The following is a 21,796-nucleotide window of genomic DNA, read 5'->3' on the forward strand; positions in this document are numbered from 1 at the left end:
ATGTATGCGAAAAATCGATCACAATGTGCCGTCGGTACCATAAACGAGCCAAATATACGCGAAAAACCGAATACGATATTTTTCCAGTATGGTAAATGAGGCCTCTGATTTCCAGGGAATCATAAGAACCCGCGCCGCGGGTTCTTTATTCTATTCTTCTCCTGTAACCACCGGATTCTCCTCATAAGAAATCCAATCGCTCCAGCTCCCCGCATACAACTTCACATTCCTATACCCAGCTTTTCCAAACGCGAGCACATTCGGGCAGGCGCTTACGCCTGAACCGCAGTAGACGATAATCTCTTGCTCAGGATCGATGCCCTCATAATGCTCTTTCAGCACCTCCGTGGATTTCCAGCGCCCTTGCTCATCCAACACTTCTTTCCAGAACTTATTGATCGCCCCAGGAATATGCCCTGCCTTCGGATCAATTGGTTCTTCCAGCCCTTCATAACGACGGGACTCGCGGGAATCAATCAAAAGCGCGCCACCGTCGTTAACCACATTTTGCACATCTTCCATGCTAACAAGCATCTTCTTCTGAACATCAGCTTCATATTGACTCGGAATACGTACCGCTTGATGATCACTAACGGGGAACTTACCATTTTTCCAAGCAGAGTAGCCTTCATCCATTACAAACACACGCTCATGCCCCAAGTATTTAAGCATCCACCACAGACGGGAAGCGTAGGCACCACCTTGATCATCATAAGCTACAACAATACTATCTCTGTTAATGCCAACCTTGCTAAGAACGGTGATAAGCTTGGAGACCCCGGGCAGTGGATGGCGTCCACCGTGTTCGCTTACTGGAGCGGAGAGTTGTTCTTCTAGATGCAAATAGATTGCACCGGGAATATGATCTTCTGTATAGGCTTTACGCCCAGCTTCCGGATCCGTGAGTAGAAAACGGCAATCGACTATAACCAGTTCAGGTTCGTATAACCGAGCAAGCAGCCATCGGGGAGAAACGATTGGTTCCATAAAGATACCTTCTTTCTATTAATATGTATGGAGTCATTATAGCGGAAAATAAATGAGGACGCACCTTAAGCTTATCGCTTAACTACGTCCTTAAGTGATTAAATTAAACGATATCCTGAAGGCAAGCTACCAGTGCGCTGTATGGTGCGAACCTGCGCTGGAGTCAGCCGCTGATTGCTTGAAATGAGCGATTCGACATCTCCTCTACGGAGAAAGTCATCCAGTTCACGAATGCTGCGGTTACCACGCAGAATTACGAAATTGTCACGGAAGCGAGAACGATCGAACAGCACAAGCGTAGCGTTCGGATTCGTGGAGAAAAAGCGTAAGCTTTCTATTCCAGTAAGGATTGCATCAATATCTGCAATGCCTAGGTTGCCGCGATAGGTTTTGCGGAGTCCACGAAAGTTCTCCTCACTATATACTCTTAATCTGGGATAGATTACGGACGCTGCTTTTATGGTTACCATATTTTATCTCTCCTTGTTGGATTGACTTAGCAGGTAAATCTCCTGACTATTTGACCTCAGAAGATAACTTAGGAAAAAGGAGTAACCTGGGCAGTAGCTCCAGATTGCTCCTTTTTTGTTGAATGAAAATGTTAGATCAAGCGATATCCTGCAGGCAAAGTGCCGCTGCTGCGGATATTGCGAATCTGTTCGAGAGTTAATCTTTGATTCGTTGAAATAATGGATTCCACATCATTACCGGAAATGAAATCGTCCAAATCACGGATGCTGTGGTTTCCACGAAGTACACGGAAGTTCCCTCTAAACCGGGTTCTGGTGAACAATACCAATGTTGCATTGCTGCTAGTAGAGAAGAATCGAAGACTCTCAATACCATCTAGAATGTTGTCCGTATTACGAATGCCAAGGTTGCCGGTATAGATTCTACTGCTACCCCTAAAGTTTTCTTCATCGTAAACGGTCAAACGTGGGTAAGTCTGGGATACATGAACTTCTTTTTTCATTTGTCATTCCTCCTTTGTTATCTAATCTATGTTCATTTCAATTTTTGGTTTGGCAGATTGTCTAATAGAAAGCCCTTATTTTGCGTAATCCATAATTTCGGGCTTTACATCAATAATATATTAGTGTACTATTCAACTATAACACCGACACATTAAAATGAATTCATCAATAATAAAAAAGATGGCAGGGAGGATTACCATGAAGCAGGGAAGTAACGAACGCATGCAAGATTCAATCGTGCTGCAAATGAATGGGGTAAGCAAGATCATTAAAGGGAAATCCATTGTGGATAAGCTGACATTTGATATCCGTAAGGGAGAAATTGTTGGGCTATTGGGACCCAATGGTGCGGGGAAGACAACAACGATCCGGATGATGACGGGTCTTATACGGATGAGTGAAGGCGATGTGATCGTTCAAGGTCACAGTGTTAAGAATGATTTTAATAAAGCTATTGGACATATTGGAGCAATTATTGAGAATCCAGAGTTCTATCCGTATATGACAGGGCTTGATAATCTAAAGCAATACCAGAGAATGACAGATAATATTGAAGCTGGCAGAATTGATGAGGTTGTAGAATTGGTAGGACTTCAGGAAGCAATGAATAAGAAAGTGAAGGCCTATTCGCTGGGTATGCGTCAACGTCTTGGGATTGCTCAGGCATTACTGAACCGACCAAAATTATTGATTCTAGATGAACCTACGAATGGTCTTGATCCAGCAGGAATACGAGAAATGCGTGATTATATGCGTAGAATCGCAGATGTTGAAGGGATTTCCATTCTAATCTCCAGCCACCTGCTGACTGAAATCGAACAAATATGCCATCGTGCCATCGTGATTCAGAACGGCAAATTGGTGACCGTTACAGCGATTGGTGGGGAGCAGGAGACAGCTGCAGAAGTGAAGCTAACGATTCGCGTAGCCTCAGTTGAATCCGCAATAATCCTCTTGGGGAGGTTAGAATACGCAGAACTATTAACTATGGACAGTACTCGTTCTGAGGTGACAGTAAGTCTGCATGACAGTAGAGTGCCAGAGCTAGTGTCTGCTTTTAGTGATAAAGGGGTAGGTATTTTCCGGATTACAGAGAATAAACAAAGCTTAGAAGAAGATTTCTTGAAATGGACAGGAGGGAACCGCATTGCGTAGTTTTAATAATTTGGTGGTTAATGAATGGCTCAAGCTCTCGAAGAAACGCACGTTTTTTGTGCCTTATCTGATATTAATTCTGTTATCCCTGCTGTTAGGTTACATTGTTCATTCTGTCTCACCTGATCTGTTTGGATCAGCTTATGATTTTTCAGCAATGATGCTGCTTTCCCAAGGAATTGGGCAAGTGATTACCATTCTCGCAATCATCGGAACAGCGGGTATTGTCTCAAAAGAATATAGTCAGGGCACCATCAAATTCCTTCTAATCCGTGCGAGAAGTCGTACAGCAATACTTGCGTCCAAATATGCTGTAGTGTTGATTTACGCGTTCTCAGTGGCAGTTGTCGGCATGTTGGCGGTTTTTGCATCAGGAGCTTTATGGTTTGGCTTGAGTGGTGGTGAGGCTGGTATCCGTGAGATGTTAACCAGTTTAATGTATAACTCAGTTAGTACAGTTGTATATACAACACTAGCTTTTATGATCGGGATTTTGACAACATCTACGGGTGTTACAATTGGTGCTACAATGTTTATGCTGATGATAGACAAATTGGTTATTTTTCGTGAATTTTATAAATATGTATTATTCCCCAACCTAAATTTAGCTGCTTATGAAGGTGGAGGAGCACCTATGCCTGGAATGACGCTGACCTTTTCCATAGCAATGCTAGTTTTATACACAGCTGTCTTTCTACTCATAGGCTTCTCCGTCTTTAGACGAAGGGATGTTGCTTAATCATGACAATCGAATTCGATAACAACCTGCCGATTTATATTCAGATCATGAATTACATTAAAGGAGAAATCGTCACAGGTAAGTTAAAACCAGGAGATAAAATTCTCTCGGTACGAGAGCTTGCCAGTGACCTGCAGATTAATCCGAATACAGTACAAAGAACCTTTCAGGAACTGGAGCGTGAAGAAATCGTGGAGACCCGGCGTGGAATGGGAAGATACGTCACTAGTAATGAAGGTACGATTTTGACCATCAAAAAAGAAATGGCAAAGGATGTACTAGATCGTTTCATTCGCGGCATGCAGGACCTTGGTTTTCAAGGTGAAGATATTTTAGCGGCAGTAGCAGAGAGTATCCGAAACAAGGATGGAGAATAGGGGGGAGCAGGTTGGAAAATATACTTGAGGTTCATGACGTTGTAAAAAAATATAGATCAAAGCACGCCCTCCGCGGAGTATCCTTTAATCTGAATGCGGGTAAGATCACGGGACTGCTGGGCAGTAACGGCAGCGGTAAAAGTACACTTATGAAAATCATCGCCGGGCTGACACAGCCTACTTCCGGTCGTGTATCCATTATTGGAGGGGCTGTAGGCATAGATAGTCAAGCAGTAGTGTCATTTATGCCCGATAAGCCGCTTACAGAATCCTGGATGAATGTTAAGGATGCTCTAAAGTTCCAAAGTGATTTCTATCCGGATTTTGATCAGACTAAGGCTTCTCGCATGTTGGAGTTTATGAAGCTAAGAGCTCAAGATAAGGTGAAGGATTTGTCCAAAGGGATGAATGAACGTCTACAGCTTACACTTGCTTTATCACGCCGAGCTAGTCTGTATTTACTGGATGAGCCCATCGGTGGTGTTGATCCAGTAGCTAGAACTAAAATTCTTAACGCGTTAGTAGAGTTTTATGAAGAGGACAGTACCATTCTCCTTTCTACTCATTTAGTATCGGATATCGAGCGGATCTTTGATGATGTGATTTTTATAAAAGAGGGAGAAATTGTGATGCATACGGCGGTAGAGGATATCCGGCTGCGCCAAGGTAAAAGCATAGACGAACTGTTCAGAGAGGTGTACGCAGAATGCTAAAGCTAGTGAAGTATGATTTTAGACGGGATAGGGATAAGTTTCTTGCTGTTTTTGTAATCACCATTCTTGTGCAGTTTGTGATAGGATTTACTGTTCATTCTGATCAAGACATGTTCATGATGAACATCACTTCCTATGCCGTAGCAGGTGTAGTGCTTCTCTTTTTTAGTCTGCGCACCTTCGGTCAGAACCTGAGATTATTCAATCGGAGGCTTGTGCCAGTACCAGTCCTGTATACCGTTCTCTCACCGTTAATGCTGTTTTTAGGGTCGTTACTCGCTTTATTTCTAGTCGCTTATATTCATTTAGCAGTAGATATTATGATGTTTTCAACCTCGTTTTTACCGGAAAAATTTTGGCTGATTTCCGCATATACAATGCTAATAGTCTTTTGGGCTTCCGCCTACTCTATGTTGCTATTGATGTTCTCCATGACCGTTGCAATGAGTGTGAGAGTGAAAGGAAGAGTATGGATTGGGATAGCCGTTTTTTTTGTAATACAGTATATAATTTCTTTATTAGAAACATTGATGTTCAATCATGAAAATATCACTTTGGAAAGAACTTTTCGATTTGAAGTGACGGATGAGGCCGCTAAATTAAATAATATTGAGACCTCTCAGTATGTTCTTGGCTTACTTCCTACCCTGTTCGAAGCTGTGATTATTGCGATACTAGTATTTGCTATGGTTAAGCTCGTTAAAAAAAGAGTGGAGTCTTAGGCCACGGTGAAATAACGTTTTTTAGAACGGAGGCAGAGCGATTAGCTTTGTCTTCGTTTTTATGCAAAAAAAAAGACGCCTTTCTATGAGAAGGGCATCTGTTATGTAGAATTCTACAGGCCCTCTACATTTAGAGAGGCTGTCCATATATCGAGTTCTCTATGTAGCAGTTCCTCTTCGTCCTCGTTCAATTTAAGTTTAACGCCATATTGGTATTGGCCGAGTCCAAACATCCAGCCCCAACGGACGCTGCCCACGAGTTGAAGCTTTTCTTCGTTTAATTGAAGATGAATCACTAGCTTTGTATCGCCCGCCGTGAATCGAAGATTCAGGGGGGTGCGCACTTTGCAGCCAGATCGGCTAAGATCGAGCAACACAGCTTCTGTTAACTTACCGGCACCCGGGCCGCTGCTACTCATAGGAACTTCAATCCAGCATTCAAGCGGCTGGTTCATTACATAACGGAATGGTTCTTTCCTGCTGGACACATCCATAATTTACCTCCCTATCGTTTATTTGCTATTATATCGAAAGGGATTGTTGAGAACAATCTACTAAAGTGCTATTTTTAATAAGAATAAATTTATTTAATACTAATGAAGGTGATGAGACTCAATATGTACCAATACCTGAATGAAACGTTCCAAAAACACAATTTTGACCAAGGAAGCCTGCAGGATGGGGAACTAAATAACTGTACATTTGAGCAGTGTTCCTTCAAAGGCAGCTCTATGGAAGAGATGACTTCCATCGGCTGCCGATTTATAGATTGCGATTTTACTGGAGCCATGCTCAATGCATCACATCATAAAGGCTCGGCTTTTACTAACTGTAAGTTCACAGGTGCGAATCTGTTCGTATCGAAATTTGAAGATTGTAAAATGGTAGGTTCTGATTTCTCAAATGCTTATTTAGACGGGATCACACTTATCGGTGGGGACTGGTCCTACACGAACCTAAGACATACCAATCTTAGTAGACAGGATCTGCGTGGAATTCGATTTATAGAAGCGGATCTAATGGGTTGTGATTTGCAAAAAAGTGATCTTCGAGGGGCTGATCTCAGCCGTGTACAATTGTCTCAATGCAAGCTTAAGGGGGCTGACCTTCGGGATGCTATGGTTGAGGGCATTGATTTAAAGAGTTTGGATCTACGGGGAGTTCGTATGGATATAGATCAGGCTGTACTGTTAGCACGCTCTTTTGGGGCTAAGGTAGGTAACTAGGAATAGGGGCATCAGCTGCTAATGTTGTAGCGGTTGATGCCCCTTTAGATTGTTATCAAGAAATACATATGTACATGGTATGAAACTTCTTATGTATATTTGCTTGCTTAACGGTTAACGCAGTCTTTTTCTGGGTTTGGCCCACCATTTAATCCAAAGAAAACCTTCGTCATCACGGAAAAATTTAATGCCTACCCAGCGTAAGGGTGTCCATAGTTCTCTAAAGTAATATGAAGGCATAGTCTATTAGACCCTCCTATATAGTCAATTAATACTATATGTTACGCTAGTTTTAAAGAAACTTCAAGACAATTTTACTTATAATTACATATTATGAATCTACGAGAAGAAAAATGCTCATGTGAGCAGGACCAATAGCCCTATGTGGGTTGCATGCTTCATTTATTTCTTTTCCGTTACTTATTTCACATTCGAATTGTAAAATATTCACACGCGCTCTTTGGGCGCGTTTTTTGACGTTTTTTTTGATTGGAATCTAGCAAAGACGCTCTATTAGTAGGGATATGCACAAGCATTTCATTATGCTCAGCATTTAATAAAAGGAGAGGAAGTGATGAAATGACGGAGACCGAGTTTATTGCGAAAATCGCAAATTTTGCTGTGAAGGACATGCAGATCAGCAAGGTTCCGGCATCGCTAACGATAGCTCAAGCGGCGCTGGAATCGGGCTTTGGCAGCAGCGGATTGACTGTTAAGGCCAACAATTTGTTTGGGATTAAAGGCAGCGGACCAGCCGGTAGTATTACTGTGCAAACTACTGAATATGTTAATGGTAAAGCTGTTAAAGTAGAAGCTCTTTTTCGGGCCTATAACAACTGGGGAGAATCTGTTGCGGATCATTCCGCGTTGATTGTGAATGGGGTTTCGTGGAATCGCAATCTTTACAGCAAGGTGCTTGGTGCTAGTGGGAAGGTAGCCGCACAAGAGATTGCTGCCGCTGGTTATGCTACCGACCCAAACTATGCAGCAAAGCTAATCCAAATCATGAATACCTACAATCTGTATAAATATGATGATGAAGCCAAGGAAGGTGATGACGAAATGTCGGCAGAGGATAAACAAAGGCTGGTTAGTCTGGAAACGGAAATAAAGGAATTGCGTGCTCTTATTGTGAGCCTTACGGATAGCAAGGATACGCTAAAAACAGGTATGCAGGAACAAGGTCAGTCGATTACTAAGCTTTCGGATCGTGTGACTTTAATCGAAGGCCGAGCAGTGATGAATGTACCCCCTTGGGCTGAAGCGGCAGTAAAAGCAGCGAGTGCTGCAGGGCTGCTGGATACACCGTCAGGTGGCAGTTATGACTTCTATCGCATAATAACCGTGCTGAACCGTGCAGGCTTACTTGCTCCTGGTAGTGGAAAATGAAATAAGGAGGATTAAACACCATGTATAATGATGCTCTCAACAGTGTGCTTGCCTTTGCTTCCGTGCTGGCTGTTTTTGTAATGGCACTTGTACAACTTGTGAAGAATAGCGTGCAACTTCCGCGGAATATTGTACCGGTAGTTGGATTAGCTATTGGCTTGCTGGTTGGAGCAGTGGCCTATCCGTTCACTGATATGAATCTGATCCTGCGGCTATGGGCTGGAGGGCTAGCAGGACTTTCGGCGACGGGTTTATTTGAGCTTGCTTTTAACAAAAGGGATGGAACCAAAGCAGATGATAAATAGACTCGGCCTATCTGTTTTATAAAACAATCGTTTTATACAGGTATTGTGACTATGCAATCTATCGAGAACCCTAATATATTATCATATGTCAATCATAAAGGGGGTGCAACGATGGGAACTTATCTTGATGGAAGAACGTCGCAAAATGCCAGTCTCGCCAACTCTATAGCTATTCCTATAACTGTTCTTAATACACCACAGCTTTTTGGGCAGATTGGGCTGATAACTGCTGGGGTGACTACAAATCCGCGTGTGCTGCTTAAAGGAACGATCTCTGTAACTCTTCCTTTAGCTTTAGTTGGAATCACAATTACTATTGTAAGGGGAACTTTACCAACCGATCCGCTTATATATTCTGCTACTTCAACTTTTGGTCTAAGTATATTGGCTCCGCAAGTCATAACCTTTTCAGCAGACGATTTCTTACCTGCAATTACACCTCAACTCACTTATACAGCATTTGTTTCATCTAATCTTCTCGGCACAGTTCGTGTGGGTCCGGAAAGCTTTGACGGTATATTAGTTTCTGATTAGACATCTTTACACTAACCTCGCGCAGTTTGCGGGGTTTTATTTTTAACCGTTCGCCCAATCTTCTTGGAGGATTAATACATATCCTGTGGTGTATTCTAAAATACGGAGGAGGTCTTCTCATGGGTGCAGAATTTGGTGGGGTTGGTGGCGCTTTTACTAATACAGGCGCAATCTTAGTGTTGTTCATCTTGTTAGTAATTATTACGAGCGCATGTATATTCTAGAGATATGAAATAGTCTGCTTCTAGCATTAGTGCTGGAAGTGGGCTTTTTTTTATCGTGTTATGTTGATTGTGCTATTAGTCATTGTCGTAACAGCTGGAAGCTTTTATTTCCATCATGTCGCTATTGCACGTGCCTCAATCAAGTCTGGAAGTGGAACAATCTAAAGATACTGAAGGTACTACATAGCAGCTCCTGAGCACACCGATAAGACGGTAATTATTGCGCATGGTTATGCTGGAAATGCGACTCAAATGAGCGGATATGCCAGAATGTAATACGTAAGACTAGAATATAAGATATTGCTGCCTGATGCTAGAGGACATGGTGATAGCAGTGGTAATTATATTCGGGTTGGGTTGGCTGGAGTGCAAGGGTTATTTGAAGGGGGTTCAGCGCGTCTTGGAAGCGAATGGCCAGAACACATAAGTGATTCTTCATGGTGTGTCCATGGGGGAGCTACGGTCATGGGAAGCTTTCCGCATGGATCCGGTTCAATATGAGAGCGTAGTTCCAGAGCTTATTGGGAAATTCGTGAAGTGAGTGTCTATTTAAGGGCTGCCGGCCGAAAGGGCAGTCCTTTTGTGTTTGACTTACCCTTTAGCAAACTTATAGTGTGAGTTTGCTTTTTATTCACAAATAAATGCAACATATAAATTGCATTATGTAATAAATATATTATAATTGGGGATGTGGGAGGGATAATAATGAAAAAAAGTAAAATTAATGATGAACGAATTGTATCGCAAAGAAGAATGACTCAAAGTGATGCTTATCAAATATTAGTATATTGTTTGATGATTTCAGTACTGATTCAACAATTCATAATGAATGCTCCGTTTGCGCAATTTGCAGTCGAGTTTTTCTGTTTGATTGGTAGTGGAATATATATAACGATACGAAACTTGTCAGTGGGTGTTTATATTTGGGATCCCCCAAATCAAACCAACAAAAAGCTGCTCACTAACAGTATTATTTCCGGCGGGATTTGTGTTTCGCTTCTAATAATTTTGGCGGGAGAAAGAAAAGTGTGGAATATGACTTTAATCTTTGTTGCTGTCACGATTATTCATTTTCTTACACATCTTGTATTACGGAATATAAACAAAAAAAGACAGAGGAAAATTGATGATGAAATAAGTAGTGATGAAGATATGGAATGCTGATGACATAAAAGGTCTTAGAGCACGATGTTCTTTCTTAGTCTGTTTTTAAAAGTTCGTTCTATTTTAAACTATTGCTTGGATAGTAGATGATCAACATATAACTACTGGCTAGCTCACTCGGTTGGTGTAAAGTATAGGAGGCTTGAATTTAAAATGCTCAAATACATTCATCTACTAGGTCGAATTACGATAGGATTATCTGTTTTGATAATTCCTCTTAGATTAGGAGGTATTCCCACAGCTCTAATTGTGTTTTCTGTTGGAATACTGATCCATTTATTAGGATTATTCATTACGAGACATCTACAAAAATAAGCCATTGATCTCCAACTTAAGATAGGCAAGAGTAGAAACAACCAGAAATAGTTTCGCGATTATATAAATTCTTTAAACATAAATTCGGGGCCCTATCTCTAGGGCCCCTTTCATGGGAGAGGAGAAACCGGACGAAGAGCTTATGGGGAAACGTAAGCCTGCTCCGCGGTTGTCTACGACATTTGTGGTGTCGATAATTACATGATGTCCCTGGAAGCCCAGTCTTATACATAAGGAAGGCTTATTTATCGGAATAGTCTTGATATTTCCATTTTTCATATCTAGACAAATTTTTTATTTCATCGCGCAAATGTGTTACGATAGGCGTGGACTTATGCCCTTTTGGGTATAACAAACAGAGACATAGAGCGGGTGATTGACGGTGAGAGTGGTATCGGGAAGTGCAAAAGGAAGACCACTAAAAAGTGTACCGGGAAGCGGAACAAGACCTACAACCGATAAGGTGAAGGAAGCTGTATTCAGTATGATCGGTCCATATTTTGAAGGTGGAGCGGTGCTGGACTTGTTCGCAGGTACGGGTGGTTTGGGTATCGAAGCTTTAAGCAGAGGGATGGAAAGCGCCGTATTTGTAGATATGGATCCTAAGAGTATTGACACAATTCGTGCCAATTTGAAAGCGACTAATCTTGAAGCAAGTGCGCAAGTGTACCGAAATGAAGCAGGAAGAGCGCTCAGTGCATTGGAGAAGCGGGGACGTGTTTTTGATTTAGTCTTTCTAGATCCTCCGTACCGATTGAAGCACGGAGATGAGCTGATGCTGTCTATGGTAGAAAAAGGAATGCTGGAAGAGGACGCAATCATTGTTCTGGAGCATGAATCAAGTTATGCCTATCCTGAGGATATCCCGGGATTTTATAGGTTGCGTCAGGCCGTATACGGAGAAACGACAATTTCTATTTATCAGTATGAAGCTAATCCTTCAGTGGAAAGTGAGACTGGTGAGGAGGTAGAGAATGAGTCAGCAAATTAGAAAAGAACGTGTCGCCATCTATCCAGGCACCTTTGATCCAGTGACTATGGGACATATGGATATTATTCGGCGCGCATCCAAGCAATTCGACCGTTTGATCGTAACGGTGCTTAATAATTTGAGTAAGAACCCGCTATTTACAGTAGAAGAGCGGACAGAGCTTTTAAGACAGGCAACAGCTGATATTCCCAATGTGGAAATCGACAGCTTTCGGGATCTGCTAGTCAATTATGTTCGTCAAAAAGATGCTCAAGTCATAGTACGTGGTATTCGTACCGTAACTGACTTTGAATATGAACTTCAAAATGCATCCATCAACCATAGTCTGGATCCGGATGCGGAAACGATCTTTATGATGACTAATCCGAAATATTCCTATTTAAGCTCCAGCGTTGTAAAAGAAATTGCCCATTTTGGTGGGAATGTGTCCGACTTCGTGACACCTGAGGTGGAACAGGCGATGAAGCTTAAATTTAATCGAGTCGATGACGAAAAGCACTAACAAGATATATCACTGCGGATAATGCCAATAAGATGATAAGTAGAAGAGATTGCAAACTAAGCAACTGTGGAAAAGAGCTCCATATGGCAGTTACATTAATGGTTCTGTTTGGTATGGATTGTGAATCCGCGAGCGCAGGCAAAGCAGCTTCACTTATTACCAAAAGTGGTTTCCATAATAGCAGTGTTAATAAAAAAGCATAAACGCCATGCATCAGGCGAACGACAGCATAGGGCAGGAATCGGACATTTGCTTGTTTAAGCAACGTCAGCACCTGTAGCTGTGCGCAGAGCCCGCTCCAGCCTAGTGCAGCAGAGAGTAAGGCCAAGGCTAGTACTCCTGAAGAGCCGGCTCCGATGCACGAAAGTCCTTTGCTTATAGCGTCTGCTCCTAAATGAATCTCGAGCAAGCTTGCTGGCAGAGCGGCTGGCAGAGCAGGAAGTGCCGTAGTAATGATATTGATGACCACGGCGAACATAATCATGTAACCGCCCACAACCATCAAATTTTGCACCGCTGTAGCTACTGACTCCCCAAGAAGTCTACCGAAGCTTCGGCCATCTCTTGATCGGGCTTCGGTGGCTGCAAGTTGGACACGACTATATAAAGAAGGTCGTTTAGTATTCATGCTTTCCTTTACAGTAGGCTGCGGATTGTCTAGCCGGCCATTTAACAGAGCGTCTGTATAACTGGCCAGAAGTCCTGAAACCCAATGGATAGCAAGCAGAAAGTAACCTGCTGTAGGACTATGTAGGAAAGCTACACCAATCACAATGAGCAAGGTTACTGGACTGGCGAAATGCGTAAGTGAGGCGAGACGAGCAGCTTCCTTGTCCGAAATGCTGCCCTGCTTATGAAGCTGCATGACACCTCCGGCCCCGCCTGGGAATCCGGTGGTGATTCCAAGCGCCAAAGTCCAACCGCTCGCGCCAGGCAGTCGAAAGACCTTTTTCATCAAGGGTTCCAGGAGCACTCCGAAACCATGCACAAAGCCCGAAGCGGTTAGCATCTCAGACAGCATCAGGAAGGGTAGAAGTGCAGGGAATACAAGTGTCCACCAGAGCTTTAACCCTTGGAGAGAAGCCTCGAAAGAGCTTTCTGGTGAGATGATGATGGCAATGGCTAACAGGATTGCGATTACCCCGGATAAAAAAGGTGTGGAGCGACTAGCTAGCCGGCGTATTTTAATATTGTTCATTTCTAGAATCACCTCTTCATAACTTAAGGCATAGCGGATGTGTTATCAATTTATGCAGAGTAGACAACCATCATGCCAAACCACTAGTCGAAGCGGTAATGAAGTTCAAACATTCATATCCTAAATGTGCCGTGGGAAAGAAGGGAAGAGTAGTGAAGCAGTTGAAGCATCGGCCGGGATTCCGTGCCACAGCTTATCTCTTTACGTTAGTAGTTATCGTGTATGTATTTGTTTTTATGAACACCCCGTACATTGTATATCAACCGGGTAGTGCATCTGAAGTTGCCCCTATGATTAAAGTGGAGAATGCTGATCCAGCTGAAGAAGGAACCTTCATGATGACTACAGTATCTGCTAGTTACGCTAATGTGGCGTTGCTGGTCGCCTCTGTATTTAACTCCAATTCAGAGGTTGTCCGGAAAGAAACACGATTAGGAGATAAGTCTGAAGATGAGTATGCTGCGGAGCAGGTTTTTTATATGAACAGCTCGCAATCTTACTCCGTTCAGGCGGCCTATCATGCTGCAGGGATTCCGTATGAGGATGTTGTGGATTATTTGTATGTTTTTTCAGTTCCCGTTGCCAGTAATAAAGGGCAATTCCAGCCGGGTGACAGAATCATTAGTGTTGAAGGACAGAAGGTACCGGATCCAGAAGCACTTTCTGCTTTGCTTTCAACCCAAAAAATCGGTGATCAGGTCGCTGTTGTTTTACAAAGAAACGGTAAGGAAGTAAAGGAGCAAGTGACACTAGTCGAGATCAAAGATAAAGAAGGTACTGCAGTTCGACCTGGTTTTGGTGTCACTATAGCCGCAGTTCAAAAGGTAAAACCTAAAGAGCAAGGCAAAGCGGTCAGCTTTGTGGATACGAATGTTGGCGGTCCTTCTGCAGGTCTGATGTTCACTATGGAGATTTACAACCGGCTTACGCCTGGTGATTTAACCAAAGGTCATAGGGTTGCAGGAACGGGCACGATCGACGCTGAGGGTGTGGTAGGGGCTATCGGTGGAGTGAAGCATAAGATTGTTGCTGCAGATCGAGAAGGGGCGGAGATTTTTTTCGTTCCTGTTAAGAATTACGACGAAGCCAAAACGAAAGCTGATAAAATCGGCACATTGATGAAGTTGGTACCCGTATCGACACTGGATGAAGCACTGAAGTATATGGAGGAACTACCGGTCAAACCATGACCGGAGGTTCCAAATAATCGCGATACATATCGGTTCTGTGAGGTTCTCGAAAAGCTCCTGCGAAAGCAGATGCGGCTTGAAGGTCTCGCTCAAGTTGTGGATGGGAGCACAGTGACGGCCGCATGACGATGGGTAAGGTTGCTTTTTGTTTCATCTCTTTAAGTAGAGCTCGTCCACTTTCTCTAAAACCAAGGATTCGAATATATCCGGGCCCCTCTGCCAGTACAGAAGGGGTCATTTCTTCCTTTGTATGATTTAGCAAAATGTGTAGCAGAAGACGTTGCAGTCGTGTATGCGTATAACGCTTGCTCTTAAGGGCTTGAAGCAAACCTGAGATAGAGAATTGCTCAAGATCGGGCACAAGACGTAGGATTCTATTCTCCAAGCCTTCATTCATGTCATGGATGGTTCGTAGCTCGGCAGCGGTACGTGTAGAGAGCAGGTGACGGAGGGGACCTCGGAAATGCTCCAATTCCAGAGGACCTCTACCTGCTGCATGCTCTCTTTCTAATATGGACACGCTATATTCCGGCATGTATGCTGCTGGAGAGCCGCCTTCTTGCAGCAGCTTGCGAATAGCAGTGGCGCTTGCGATCGATGAGCCAACTTGCAAAGGATCATGGAATCCGGCTGCCGTTCGCGGAACGGTTAGCGGCTCGATCTTGCTATTTAGCCGCTGCAAGGCGATGAGATAATGCAAGCCAAGGCTGTTATTCGGCTGGCGCAGCAGCTTGCCGGCATCGCGAGGACTCTCCTCTTCATGGAGAGTCCCTTCAAAGGCCACCGCCGCCGCTGCGCTGTACGCGGCGGGGAAGCTCGCTCCGAGCGCCATACGGCGGCGGATCTCGCTCTGAAGTTCGCTGCTTTCCTCTGCCAAATACTTGGCCAGAGGAAGCAGCGAACCCAAAGTGCCGGCTTCGGAGCCGAAGCACAAGCTGTCCACGACTCCGGTCGCTTCCAGCAGTGCAACTGCTCCGAAGGCGAACCATTCTGCCGGCTGTACAGCATAGGCGACCGGCAGCTCAATGACGAGGTCGGCGCCCATTCGTAGCGCCATCTCTGTCCGGGCTTGCTTGCTTACCGCCGCCGGCTCGCCGCGCTGAGTAAAGGGGCCACTCATGACGACGATGGCGCGATCAGCGCCTGATAGTCTTTTGGCTTCGGTAAAGTGATGGACATGTCCGTTATGTAATGGATTGTATTCTGCTATTATTCCAACCGTTGTCATTACTGCTTTCCTCCCGCAGGTAACCATTTTTAAAATATAAGAAGGTATAAGTTATGCACCTAACCTTTATGTCTTTTATTTCACGCTTAAACGCTTATCAACCTTATGAAGATGTCAAAATCGTTTATGCTTGTAGAGATTAGTAAGAATAAATTTTAGGAACTCTGTTCGCATAAGCTGTCATTTTGATTTACACTAATAGTTATATCATAATTCTCTCCAATTTCTGAAACAATATAAAGGGAAAATGGTTGACAAAGGTATATAATACTAGGTATAATAAATTTTGTTTGTTTGGGAGTGATAAGTTATGCAGATTCACTTTCGCAAATTAGCGAATGCCGACGAACCGTTACATATTCACGATGTTGTGGATGTCAGCGAGGTAGTCAAAGGGCGCAAGGATATTCTAGCTGTTGCTCCGCTCTCAGTGGACCTTAAAGCGCTGCCCGCGGGAACCGATTGTGTGAACGTGGTGGGGAAACTGAGTGGAGATGTGGACATGTTATGTTCACGTTGTCTCACGGAGGTCAAAAGTGATTTGAACATTCCTTTTGCTGAGACTTTCAAGTGGCTTAAGCAGCCAGTTCTTCCAGATGATGACGAAGATGAGGAACTCATTTACGTCAAGGATGAGGTTGTGGATCTTATTCCTTATGTGGAAGAAAATTTCGTACTGCACTTACCGGATTCGGTATTGTGCAAGGCAGACTGTCTTGGTCTTTGTCAGAAATGCGGACAGAACTTGAACGAAGGCACCTGCAGTTGCGACAACACAGTGATCGATCCTCGACTCGCTGGGTTGAAAGACTTTTTCAAATGAAACATTACAACAAAACACATTCTGCTTCTAGAGGAGCAGGCTGACAGAAATATCACAAGGAGGTGGAATACATGGCAGTACCACAACGTAGAACGTCTAAGACACGCCGTGACAAACGTCGCACCCACTTTAAGTTGGTTGTGCCGGGCATGGTGAAATGCGAACAATGCGGAGAGTTGAAATTGGCTCACCACGTATGTAAAGTTTGCGGAACTTACAAAGCAAGAGAAATCATCAAACAATAGTTTTGGAATAAGTAGTACTTCACTATCGGTGAGGTACTATTTTTTTTGAAATATAAGAATATATAAGTTTCAAGCTATACATTATCCTTATATTTTCACACAAACGCTTACCGTCTATTAGGGATGCCGAAGGCGTTTGTGCTTATTCAAACATAAGCCGCCCAGAAGTCAATGCTTTATTTTTGGTGCGGCATGCTTTATACTACATATTAGTACCTGGTTCTAAATAATGATTGTGATTATTTGACCTAATATAACAGCGGCCATTCAAGCGGCCGAATGCTTTCTTTAAAATATAAGAAAGTATAAGTTATGCACCTATACTTGATGTCTTATATTTCTCGCTTAAACGCTTATCGTCCATAAGGATGCCGAAGGCGTTTATGCTTGGCACGTGCCAGGAGGTGAGCCGCAATCGAGCGGATGTCCAAGAAAGAACGTCAGCAACAGCTGCTACATATAATTGCAGGTAATCCTTTTGTAACGGATCGGGAATTGACTCGTCAGCTAAAAGTTAGCATTCAGACGATTCGGTTAGACCGAATGGAACTGGGGATACCGGAACTGCGTGAACGAATGAAGCAAATGGCAGAGCACTCCTATGATCAGGTGCGCTCTTTGCCTGCGGATGAAGTCATCGGAGACATTGTGGATTTACAACTGGACAAGAGTGGGATTTCGATATTTGAGATTCGCGAAGACCATGTGTTCTCTAGAAATGGGATCGCTCGTGGTCACTATGTGTTTGCTCAAGCGAACTCGCTTGCGGTTGCCGTAATCAACGATGAGATTGCTCTGACCGCTTCAGCCGATATACGTTTTGTACGCACAGTTCAGCTAGGTGAGAAGTGTATTGCCAAAGCACAGGTGCGGTCACTTGCCGGTAGGGGTGGCAAAGCAGAGGTGGACGTATTCACCTATGTCGGAGAAGAACTAGTGTTTCAGGGCCATTTTATAGTGTATCGGTCTGCAAATGATGAACACAGTGAAGGGGGTAACCATAGTGCTGATCGCCATTGATGCCATGGGCGGGGACAACGCTCCTGAATGTAATGTCGAGGGGGCGTTGTCCGCGGCCGCGGAATGGAAAGATACGCAGATTGTGCTCGTTGGTGACGAAGCCAGATTAGAGCCACTACTCAAAGACAAGCCGTCTAATCTGACAATACGTCATGCAGGAGACGTTATTGGTTCTGATGAAGAGCCAGTTAAGGCCGTTCGTCGTAAAAAAGACTCATCCATGGTTGTAGCTGGACGAATGGTGCGTGAAGGTGAAGCGGATGCTATGATTTCGTCGGGTAACACGGGTGCGCTAATGACCACAGGACTTCTCGTAGTTGGCCGGATGCAGGGGATTGAACGTCCTGCACTGGCGCCTATGATTCCGACGCTTGACGATGTTGGCGTACTGGCTCTTGATCTTGGGGCTAATATGGATGCGAAGCCTGAGCATCTGGTACAATATGCGCTGATGGGCAGCATTTACCGGAGCAAGGTTCATGGTATTGCTAAGCCGCGTGTGGGACTTCTGAATGTAGGGACGGAGCCTGGAAAGGGTAACGAACTGACGAAAGAAGCTTATCCGCTGCTTGAGAACTTGCCAGGCATTCATTTTATCGGTAATGTTGAGGCACGTGACGTACTGACAGGGAATTGCGATGTGCTTGTGTGCGATGGATTTGCCGGTAATATTTTGCTAAAGTCTCTTGAGGGTACGGCGGGTGCTTTGTTCTCTTTGCTCAAGGAGCAATTTAGTCGTTCTCTGAAGACTAAGCTTGGCGCGGCAATGCTGATGCCGGAGCTTAGAGCTCTGAAGGGTAAAATGGATTACAAAGAGCACGGTGGTGCACCGCTACTCGGTCTTAGCGGATTGGTAGTTAAGGGGCACGGATCTTCTGACGGAAATGCAGTTAAGAATGCGGTAAGACAAGCGCGGATTGCTCTACAAGCCGATCTTGTGCCAAGTATATCCAAGGAAATTAGCGGGAAGTGAGTGACGACATGAGACAGTTGCGACCGGTTGGGATTATAGGAACTGGGAAATATGTACCTGAGAAAATATTGACAAATAGCGATCTGGAAAAAATAGTGGAGACTAACGATGAGTGGATCGTCAGTCGGACAGGCATCCGTGAAAGACATATTGCTGCACCTCACGAGGCAACTTCTGATCTAGCGTATGAAGCAGCACTCAAGGCACTTGATTCCGCTGGTATGAAAGCCGAAGATTTGGATCTTATTATTATTGCAACAGTAACACCTGATAGTGCTTTCCCTTCTACAGCCTGCATTTTGCAGGATAAGCTGGGTGCTAAAGGCGCCGCGGCTTTTGACTTGTCAGCAGCCTGCTCTGGTTTTGTATACAGCTTAGCTACTGCGGTTGGCTTTATTCAGAACGGAATGTACAACAATGCACTTATTATAGGTGCGGATACTTTATCCCGCATCACAGATTATACGGATCGCAATACTTGTGTCTTGTTTGGTGATGGAGCAGGTGCAGTTATCATTGGTGAGGTTCCAGAAGGTCGTGGTTTCCAATCCTTTGATCTGGGTGCTGAAGGCTCTGGAGGGAACTTGCTTAAGCTAGAAGCCGGCGGTTCGCGCTTACCTGCCTCTCAGCAAACCGTTGAAGATAAGAAGCATTTCATTTATATGAACGGCCGTGAAGTATTCAAATTTGCAGTTCGTGTAATGGGCTCTGCTACAGAACGTGTGCTTACTAAAGCTGGGCTGGGTAAGGAAGATATTGATTTGTTCGTACCTCACCAAGCGAATATTCGTATCATTCAATCCGCTATGCAGCGTCTTGATTTGCCACCAGAAAAATGTGTGATCAATGTTGATAAATATGCCAATACTTCGGCTGCCTCCATTCCACTTGCTCTTGTTGAAGCGGCGGAAGAAGGACGTATGAAAGAAGGCGACACCGTCCTGATGGTTGGATTCGGCGGCGGCTTGACTTGGGGCGCATCTGTATTGATCTGGTAATAAGCTAAGACCGTTATACGGGAAGGAGTTCATACTTATGAGTAAAATTGCATTCGTCTTTCCCGGTCAGGGAGCGCAAGCAGTTGGAATGGGCAAGGATGTTTATGATGCTCTTCCAAACAGCCGTGCAGTGTTCGAGAAAGGGGATGAAGTTCTCGGATTTCCACTGAGCAAGCTGATTTTTGAAGGACCGGACAGTGACTTGAAGCAAACAGTAAACACGCAACCAGCGCTTCTTACAGCAAGCGTAGCCTATCTTGAAGCTCTGCGTGAGCAGGGTATGAAGCCGGATTATGTTGCTGGTCATAGCCTTGGTGAATACAGTGCACTAGTAGCTGCCGGTGTGTTGTCATATGAAGATGCTGTAACACTTGTGCGCTTGAGAGGTCGCTTCATGGAAGAAGCTGTTCCAGGAGGACAAGGTGCAATGGCGGCAGTGCTTGGTGCTGAACGTGAAGCGCTGGCAGTATTATGCCAAACTATCTCTGAAGAGAGTGGTGTTGTAGAACTGGCTAACGTTAACTGTCCAGGTCAGATCGTTGTTTCCGGATCTCAGGAAGGTGTTAATGGTGTTGTGCAGCGTGTTAAAGAAGCTGGTGGCAAGCGGGCAATTCCGCTAGAAGTAAGTGGACCTTTTCACTCTTCAATGATGAGAGCTGCTGCAGATCGTTTGGCAGAAGAGTTGAAGAAAGTAACCTTCAACCCTCCAAATGTACCTGTCATTGTTAATGTCACAGCATCACCGGTAACAGATCCCGAAGAAATTCGCGAACTGCTTGTTCGTCAGGTGTATTCTCCTGTGCTTTGGCAGGACAGTATTGAATGGTTGATTGCGGATGGTGTGGATACTTTTGTTGAGATCGGTTCGGGCAGTGTTCTGGCCGGTTTAATCCGCAAAATAGACAAAACAGTCAAAGTAATCAACATTAATACACTTGAAAGTGTTCAAACTGTTTTGTAAGGGATGGTTTAACATTTTGACAACAGTATCATGATTGAAAGGGGATTAAACTATGTTCTCAGCATTGCGGGGCCAGACAGCCCTTGTAACTGGCGGCTCACGTGGCATTGGTCGTAGTATCGCGCTTGCACTTGCAGAACACGGCGTAAAGGTGGCTGTGAACTATGCAGGGAGTGAAGCAGCGGCACACGAGACAGTGGCTCGTATTTCCGAGCTTGGCTCGGAGGGGATTGCGCTCCGGGGAGATGTCGGCAATAGTGAACAGGCCGAGAGCCTTGTGAAAGAGGTTCTTAATACCTGGGGACGTATTGACATTGTTGTCAATAATGCCGGCATTACCAGGGATAATCTGATTATGCGCATGAAAGAGGAAGAGTTCGATCAAGTGATCGAGACGAATCTGAAAGGTGTGTTTAATTGCCTTAAGTCAGCTACACGTCCGATGATGAAACAACGTTATGGTCGTATCATTAATATTTCCTCGGTTGTGGGCGTGACAGGTAACCCTGGTCAGGCTAATTACTCTGCAGCTAAGGCTGGTGTCATCGGCCTGACGAAAGCAGCCGCTCGTGAGCTCTCCTCGCGGGGCATCACTGTCAACTGTATCGCTCCTGGTTTTATCGATACAGATATGACACGTGAGCTTTCTGAAGAAGTTCGCAGTGAGCTAGAGAAGGGCATTCCACTAGCTCGCCTTGGGCGTCCGGAAGAGATAGCTATGGCAGTTGTTTTCCTGGCTTCTGAAGGCGCCGCTTATATGACCGGCCAGACACTACACGTGGATGGCGGGATGTATATGTAACTCTCCTTTGAAAATATAAGAAAGTATAAGTTTCACACTAT

At 44.3% G+C, this 21,796-nt stretch carries 27 protein-coding genes; 21 read left to right on the forward strand and 6 right to left on the reverse strand.

Translation table 11 applies throughout. The annotated features are described in order from the left end of the window. Window positions 1-150: 150 nt before the first annotated feature. From CA600_RS27555 to CA600_RS27565, 3 genes are all read right to left on the reverse strand, one after another. Complete coding sequence (locus tag CA600_RS27555) at window positions 151-987, reverse strand: sulfurtransferase (RefSeq protein ID WP_094874332.1); 837 nt, start codon at window positions 985-987, stop codon at window positions 151-153. A 98-nt stretch (window positions 988-1,085) separates the two neighbouring features. Continuing rightward, window positions 1,086-1,457 carry a hypothetical protein gene (locus CA600_RS27560; protein ID WP_094874333.1) on the reverse strand — a complete coding sequence of 124 codons (372 nt, stop codon included), beginning with the start codon at window positions 1,455-1,457 and terminating at the stop codon, window positions 1,086-1,088. Between the two features lie 131 nt (window positions 1,458-1,588). Next, window positions 1,589-1,960 carry a hypothetical protein gene (locus CA600_RS27565; protein ID WP_094874334.1) on the reverse strand — a complete coding sequence of 124 codons (372 nt, stop codon included), beginning with the start codon at window positions 1,958-1,960 and terminating at the stop codon, window positions 1,589-1,591. Between the two features lie 199 nt (window positions 1,961-2,159). Between CA600_RS27565 and CA600_RS27570 the strand changes: the two genes are divergently transcribed. Genes CA600_RS27570 through CA600_RS27590 form a run of 5 tightly spaced genes read left to right on the forward strand, consistent with a single transcriptional unit; the run spans window position 2,160 to window position 5,667 of the window. Beyond that, window positions 2,160-3,116: an ABC transporter ATP-binding protein gene (locus CA600_RS27570; RefSeq protein ID WP_094874335.1), complete on the forward strand. Its 957-nt coding sequence runs from the start codon at window positions 2,160-2,162 to the stop codon at window positions 3,114-3,116. After that, window positions 3,109-3,855 carry an ABC transporter permease gene (locus tag CA600_RS27575; protein ID WP_094874336.1) on the forward strand — a complete coding sequence of 249 codons (747 nt, stop codon included), beginning with the start codon at window positions 3,109-3,111 and terminating at the stop codon, window positions 3,853-3,855. The genes CA600_RS27570 and CA600_RS27575 overlap by 8 nt, the downstream gene beginning before the upstream one ends. Before the next feature lie 2 nt (window positions 3,856-3,857). Continuing rightward, window positions 3,858-4,232: a GntR family transcriptional regulator gene (locus tag CA600_RS27580; RefSeq protein ID WP_094874337.1), complete on the forward strand. Its 375-nt coding sequence runs from the start codon at window positions 3,858-3,860 to the stop codon at window positions 4,230-4,232. An 11-nt stretch (window positions 4,233-4,243) separates the two neighbouring features. Continuing rightward, window positions 4,244-4,945 (forward strand): ABC transporter ATP-binding protein, encoded by a 702-nt coding sequence (locus CA600_RS27585; RefSeq protein WP_094874338.1) that lies wholly within the window; start codon window positions 4,244-4,246, stop codon window positions 4,943-4,945. Continuing rightward, window positions 4,939-5,667: a hypothetical protein gene (locus CA600_RS27590; protein WP_094874339.1), complete on the forward strand. Its 729-nt coding sequence runs from the start codon at window positions 4,939-4,941 to the stop codon at window positions 5,665-5,667. Before CA600_RS27585 ends, CA600_RS27590 begins: the two co-directional genes overlap by 7 nt. Before the next feature lie 113 nt (window positions 5,668-5,780). On the opposite strand, the gene CA600_RS27595 is transcribed toward CA600_RS27590, so the two are convergent. Beyond that, a complete protein-coding gene (locus CA600_RS27595; RefSeq protein WP_094874340.1) occupies window positions 5,781-6,161 on the reverse strand; it encodes a PilZ domain-containing protein in 381 nt (126 codons plus the stop codon). 123 nt (window positions 6,162-6,284) lie between these two features. On the opposite strand from CA600_RS27595, the gene CA600_RS27600 reads away from it, so the two are divergent. The 8 genes from CA600_RS27600 (at window position 6,285) to coaD (ending at window position 12,317) form a co-directional block, all read left to right on the forward strand. Further along, complete coding sequence (locus CA600_RS27600) at window positions 6,285-6,893, forward strand: pentapeptide repeat-containing protein (protein ID WP_094874341.1); 609 nt, start codon at window positions 6,285-6,287, stop codon at window positions 6,891-6,893. Window positions 6,894-7,472: 579 nt separating this feature from the next. Further along, on the forward strand, window positions 7,473-8,282 hold the full coding sequence (locus CA600_RS27605) for a glycoside hydrolase family 73 protein (protein ID WP_094874342.1): 810 nt from the start codon (window positions 7,473-7,475) through the stop codon (window positions 8,280-8,282). A 20-nt stretch (window positions 8,283-8,302) separates the two neighbouring features. Beyond that, window positions 8,303-8,587, forward strand: coding sequence for a holin (locus CA600_RS27610; protein WP_094874343.1), 285 nt, complete (start codon window positions 8,303-8,305; stop codon window positions 8,585-8,587). A gap of 111 nt (window positions 8,588-8,698) precedes the next feature. Then, entirely contained in the window at window positions 8,699-9,121 is a 423-nt protein-coding gene (locus tag CA600_RS27615) for a hypothetical protein (protein WP_094874344.1), read from the forward strand. Window positions 9,122-9,240: 119 nt separating this feature from the next. Beyond that, window positions 9,241-9,345, forward strand: coding sequence for a sporulation protein YjcZ (locus CA600_RS31970; RefSeq protein WP_094874345.1), 105 nt, complete (start codon window positions 9,241-9,243; stop codon window positions 9,343-9,345). Between the two features lie 705 nt (window positions 9,346-10,050). Further along, window positions 10,051-10,509, forward strand: coding sequence for a DUF6773 family protein (locus CA600_RS27625; protein WP_094874346.1), 459 nt, complete (start codon window positions 10,051-10,053; stop codon window positions 10,507-10,509). 697 nt (window positions 10,510-11,206) lie between these two features. Beyond that, window positions 11,207-11,815, forward strand: coding sequence for a 16S rRNA (guanine(966)-N(2))-methyltransferase RsmD (gene rsmD / locus CA600_RS27630; protein ID WP_094874347.1), 609 nt, complete (start codon window positions 11,207-11,209; stop codon window positions 11,813-11,815). Continuing rightward, window positions 11,799-12,317 carry a pantetheine-phosphate adenylyltransferase gene (gene coaD / locus CA600_RS27635; protein ID WP_094874348.1) on the forward strand — a complete coding sequence of 173 codons (519 nt, stop codon included), beginning with the start codon at window positions 11,799-11,801 and terminating at the stop codon, window positions 12,315-12,317. The genes rsmD and coaD overlap by 17 nt, the downstream gene beginning before the upstream one ends. Here the strand turns inward: coaD and CA600_RS27640 are convergent. Further along, complete coding sequence (locus CA600_RS27640; RefSeq protein WP_094874349.1) at window positions 12,289-13,515, reverse strand: nucleoside recognition domain-containing protein; 1,227 nt, start codon at window positions 13,513-13,515, stop codon at window positions 12,289-12,291. The genes coaD and CA600_RS27640 overlap by 29 nt on opposite strands. Before the next feature lie 152 nt (window positions 13,516-13,667). Here CA600_RS27640 and CA600_RS27645 point away from each other — a divergent pair, with 152 nt between their 5' ends. Next, window positions 13,668-14,705 carry a SepM family pheromone-processing serine protease gene (locus CA600_RS27645; protein WP_094874350.1) on the forward strand — a complete coding sequence of 346 codons (1,038 nt, stop codon included), beginning with the start codon at window positions 13,668-13,670 and terminating at the stop codon, window positions 14,703-14,705. On the opposite strand, the gene CA600_RS27650 is transcribed toward CA600_RS27645, so the two are convergent. Continuing rightward, a complete protein-coding gene (locus CA600_RS27650) occupies window positions 14,695-15,933 on the reverse strand; it encodes a nucleotidyltransferase (RefSeq protein WP_094874351.1) in 1,239 nt (412 codons plus the stop codon). The genes CA600_RS27645 and CA600_RS27650 overlap by 11 nt on opposite strands. Window positions 15,934-16,243: 310 nt before the next feature. On the opposite strand from CA600_RS27650, the gene CA600_RS27655 reads away from it, so the two are divergent. From CA600_RS27655 to fabG, 7 genes are all read left to right on the forward strand, one after another. Beyond that, a complete protein-coding gene (locus CA600_RS27655; protein WP_042187699.1) occupies window positions 16,244-16,756 on the forward strand; it encodes a YceD family protein in 513 nt (170 codons plus the stop codon). A gap of 71 nt (window positions 16,757-16,827) precedes the next feature. Continuing rightward, window positions 16,828-17,001, forward strand: coding sequence for a 50S ribosomal protein L32 (gene rpmF, locus CA600_RS27660; protein WP_019911234.1), 174 nt, complete (start codon window positions 16,828-16,830; stop codon window positions 16,999-17,001). Window positions 17,002-17,424: 423 nt separating this feature from the next. Continuing rightward, window positions 17,425-18,021, forward strand: a complete 597-nt coding sequence (gene fapR, locus CA600_RS27665; protein WP_042127208.1) for a transcription factor FapR — start codon at window positions 17,425-17,427, stop codon at window positions 18,019-18,021. Further along, the gene (gene plsX / locus CA600_RS27670; RefSeq protein WP_042187701.1) at window positions 18,005-18,994 is read left to right on the forward strand and encodes a phosphate acyltransferase PlsX; all 990 of its coding nucleotides are present in this window, start codon (window positions 18,005-18,007) and stop codon (window positions 18,992-18,994) included. Before fapR ends, plsX begins: the two co-directional genes overlap by 17 nt. Window positions 18,995-19,002: 8 nt before the next feature. Further along, on the forward strand, window positions 19,003-19,992 hold the full coding sequence (locus tag CA600_RS27675) for a beta-ketoacyl-ACP synthase III (RefSeq protein WP_139328492.1): 990 nt from the start codon (window positions 19,003-19,005) through the stop codon (window positions 19,990-19,992). Window positions 19,993-20,029: 37 nt separating this feature from the next. Further along, window positions 20,030-20,953, forward strand: a complete 924-nt coding sequence (gene fabD, locus CA600_RS27680; protein WP_094874352.1) for an ACP S-malonyltransferase — start codon at window positions 20,030-20,032, stop codon at window positions 20,951-20,953. Between the two features lie 52 nt (window positions 20,954-21,005). Continuing rightward, window positions 21,006-21,755, forward strand: a complete 750-nt coding sequence (gene fabG, locus CA600_RS27685; protein WP_094874353.1) for a 3-oxoacyl-[acyl-carrier-protein] reductase — start codon at window positions 21,006-21,008, stop codon at window positions 21,753-21,755. The last annotated feature ends 41 nt before the right edge of the window (window positions 21,756-21,796 follow it).

Origin of the sequence: Paenibacillus sp. VTT E-133280 (assembly GCF_002264385.1) — a bacterium.
Taxonomy (GTDB): Bacteria; Bacillota; Bacilli; order Paenibacillales; family Paenibacillaceae; genus Paenibacillus_AQ; species Paenibacillus_AQ nitricinens.

Coding starts and splice junctions, on each gene's coding strand:
- fabD (WP_094874352.1), top strand. CDS start 20,030: ATGAGTAAAATTGCATTCGTCTTTCCCGGTCAGGGAGCGCAAGCAGTT.
- fabG (WP_094874353.1), top strand. CDS start 21,006: ATGTTCTCAGCATTGCGGGGCCAGACAGCCCTTGTAACTGGCGGCTCA.
- CA600_RS27615 (WP_094874344.1), top strand. CDS start 8,699: ATGGGAACTTATCTTGATGGAAGAACGTCGCAAAATGCCAGTCTCGCC.
- CA600_RS27560 (WP_094874333.1), bottom strand. CDS start 1,457: ATGGTAACCATAAAAGCAGCGTCCGTAATCTATCCCAGATTAAGAGTA.
- CA600_RS27610 (WP_094874343.1), top strand. CDS start 8,303: ATGTATAATGATGCTCTCAACAGTGTGCTTGCCTTTGCTTCCGTGCTG.
- fapR (WP_042127208.1), top strand. CDS start 17,425: ATGTCCAAGAAAGAACGTCAGCAACAGCTGCTACATATAATTGCAGGT.
- CA600_RS27580 (WP_094874337.1), top strand. CDS start 3,858: ATGACAATCGAATTCGATAACAACCTGCCGATTTATATTCAGATCATG.
- CA600_RS27565 (WP_094874334.1), bottom strand. CDS start 1,960: ATGAAAAAAGAAGTTCATGTATCCCAGACTTACCCACGTTTGACCGTT.
- CA600_RS27595 (WP_094874340.1), bottom strand. CDS start 6,161: ATGGATGTGTCCAGCAGGAAAGAACCATTCCGTTATGTAATGAACCAG.
- CA600_RS27655 (WP_042187699.1), top strand. CDS start 16,244: ATGCAGATTCACTTTCGCAAATTAGCGAATGCCGACGAACCGTTACAT.
- CA600_RS27600 (WP_094874341.1), top strand. CDS start 6,285: ATGTACCAATACCTGAATGAAACGTTCCAAAAACACAATTTTGACCAA.
- CA600_RS27555 (WP_094874332.1), bottom strand. CDS start 987: ATGGAACCAATCGTTTCTCCCCGATGGCTGCTTGCTCGGTTATACGAA.
- CA600_RS27570 (WP_094874335.1), top strand. CDS start 2,160: ATGAAGCAGGGAAGTAACGAACGCATGCAAGATTCAATCGTGCTGCAA.
- coaD (WP_094874348.1), top strand. CDS start 11,799: ATGAGTCAGCAAATTAGAAAAGAACGTGTCGCCATCTATCCAGGCACC.
- CA600_RS31970 (WP_094874345.1), top strand. CDS start 9,241: ATGGGTGCAGAATTTGGTGGGGTTGGTGGCGCTTTTACTAATACAGGC.
- CA600_RS27605 (WP_094874342.1), top strand. CDS start 7,473: ATGACGGAGACCGAGTTTATTGCGAAAATCGCAAATTTTGCTGTGAAG.
- CA600_RS27590 (WP_094874339.1), top strand. CDS start 4,939: ATGCTAAAGCTAGTGAAGTATGATTTTAGACGGGATAGGGATAAGTTT.
- rpmF (WP_019911234.1), top strand. CDS start 16,828: ATGGCAGTACCACAACGTAGAACGTCTAAGACACGCCGTGACAAACGT.
- CA600_RS27675 (WP_139328492.1), top strand. CDS start 19,003: ATGAGACAGTTGCGACCGGTTGGGATTATAGGAACTGGGAAATATGTA.
- CA600_RS27640 (WP_094874349.1), bottom strand. CDS start 13,515: ATGAACAATATTAAAATACGCCGGCTAGCTAGTCGCTCCACACCTTTT.
- CA600_RS27625 (WP_094874346.1), top strand. CDS start 10,051: ATGAAAAAAAGTAAAATTAATGATGAACGAATTGTATCGCAAAGAAGA.
- CA600_RS27650 (WP_094874351.1), bottom strand. CDS start 15,933: ATGACAACGGTTGGAATAATAGCAGAATACAATCCATTACATAACGGA.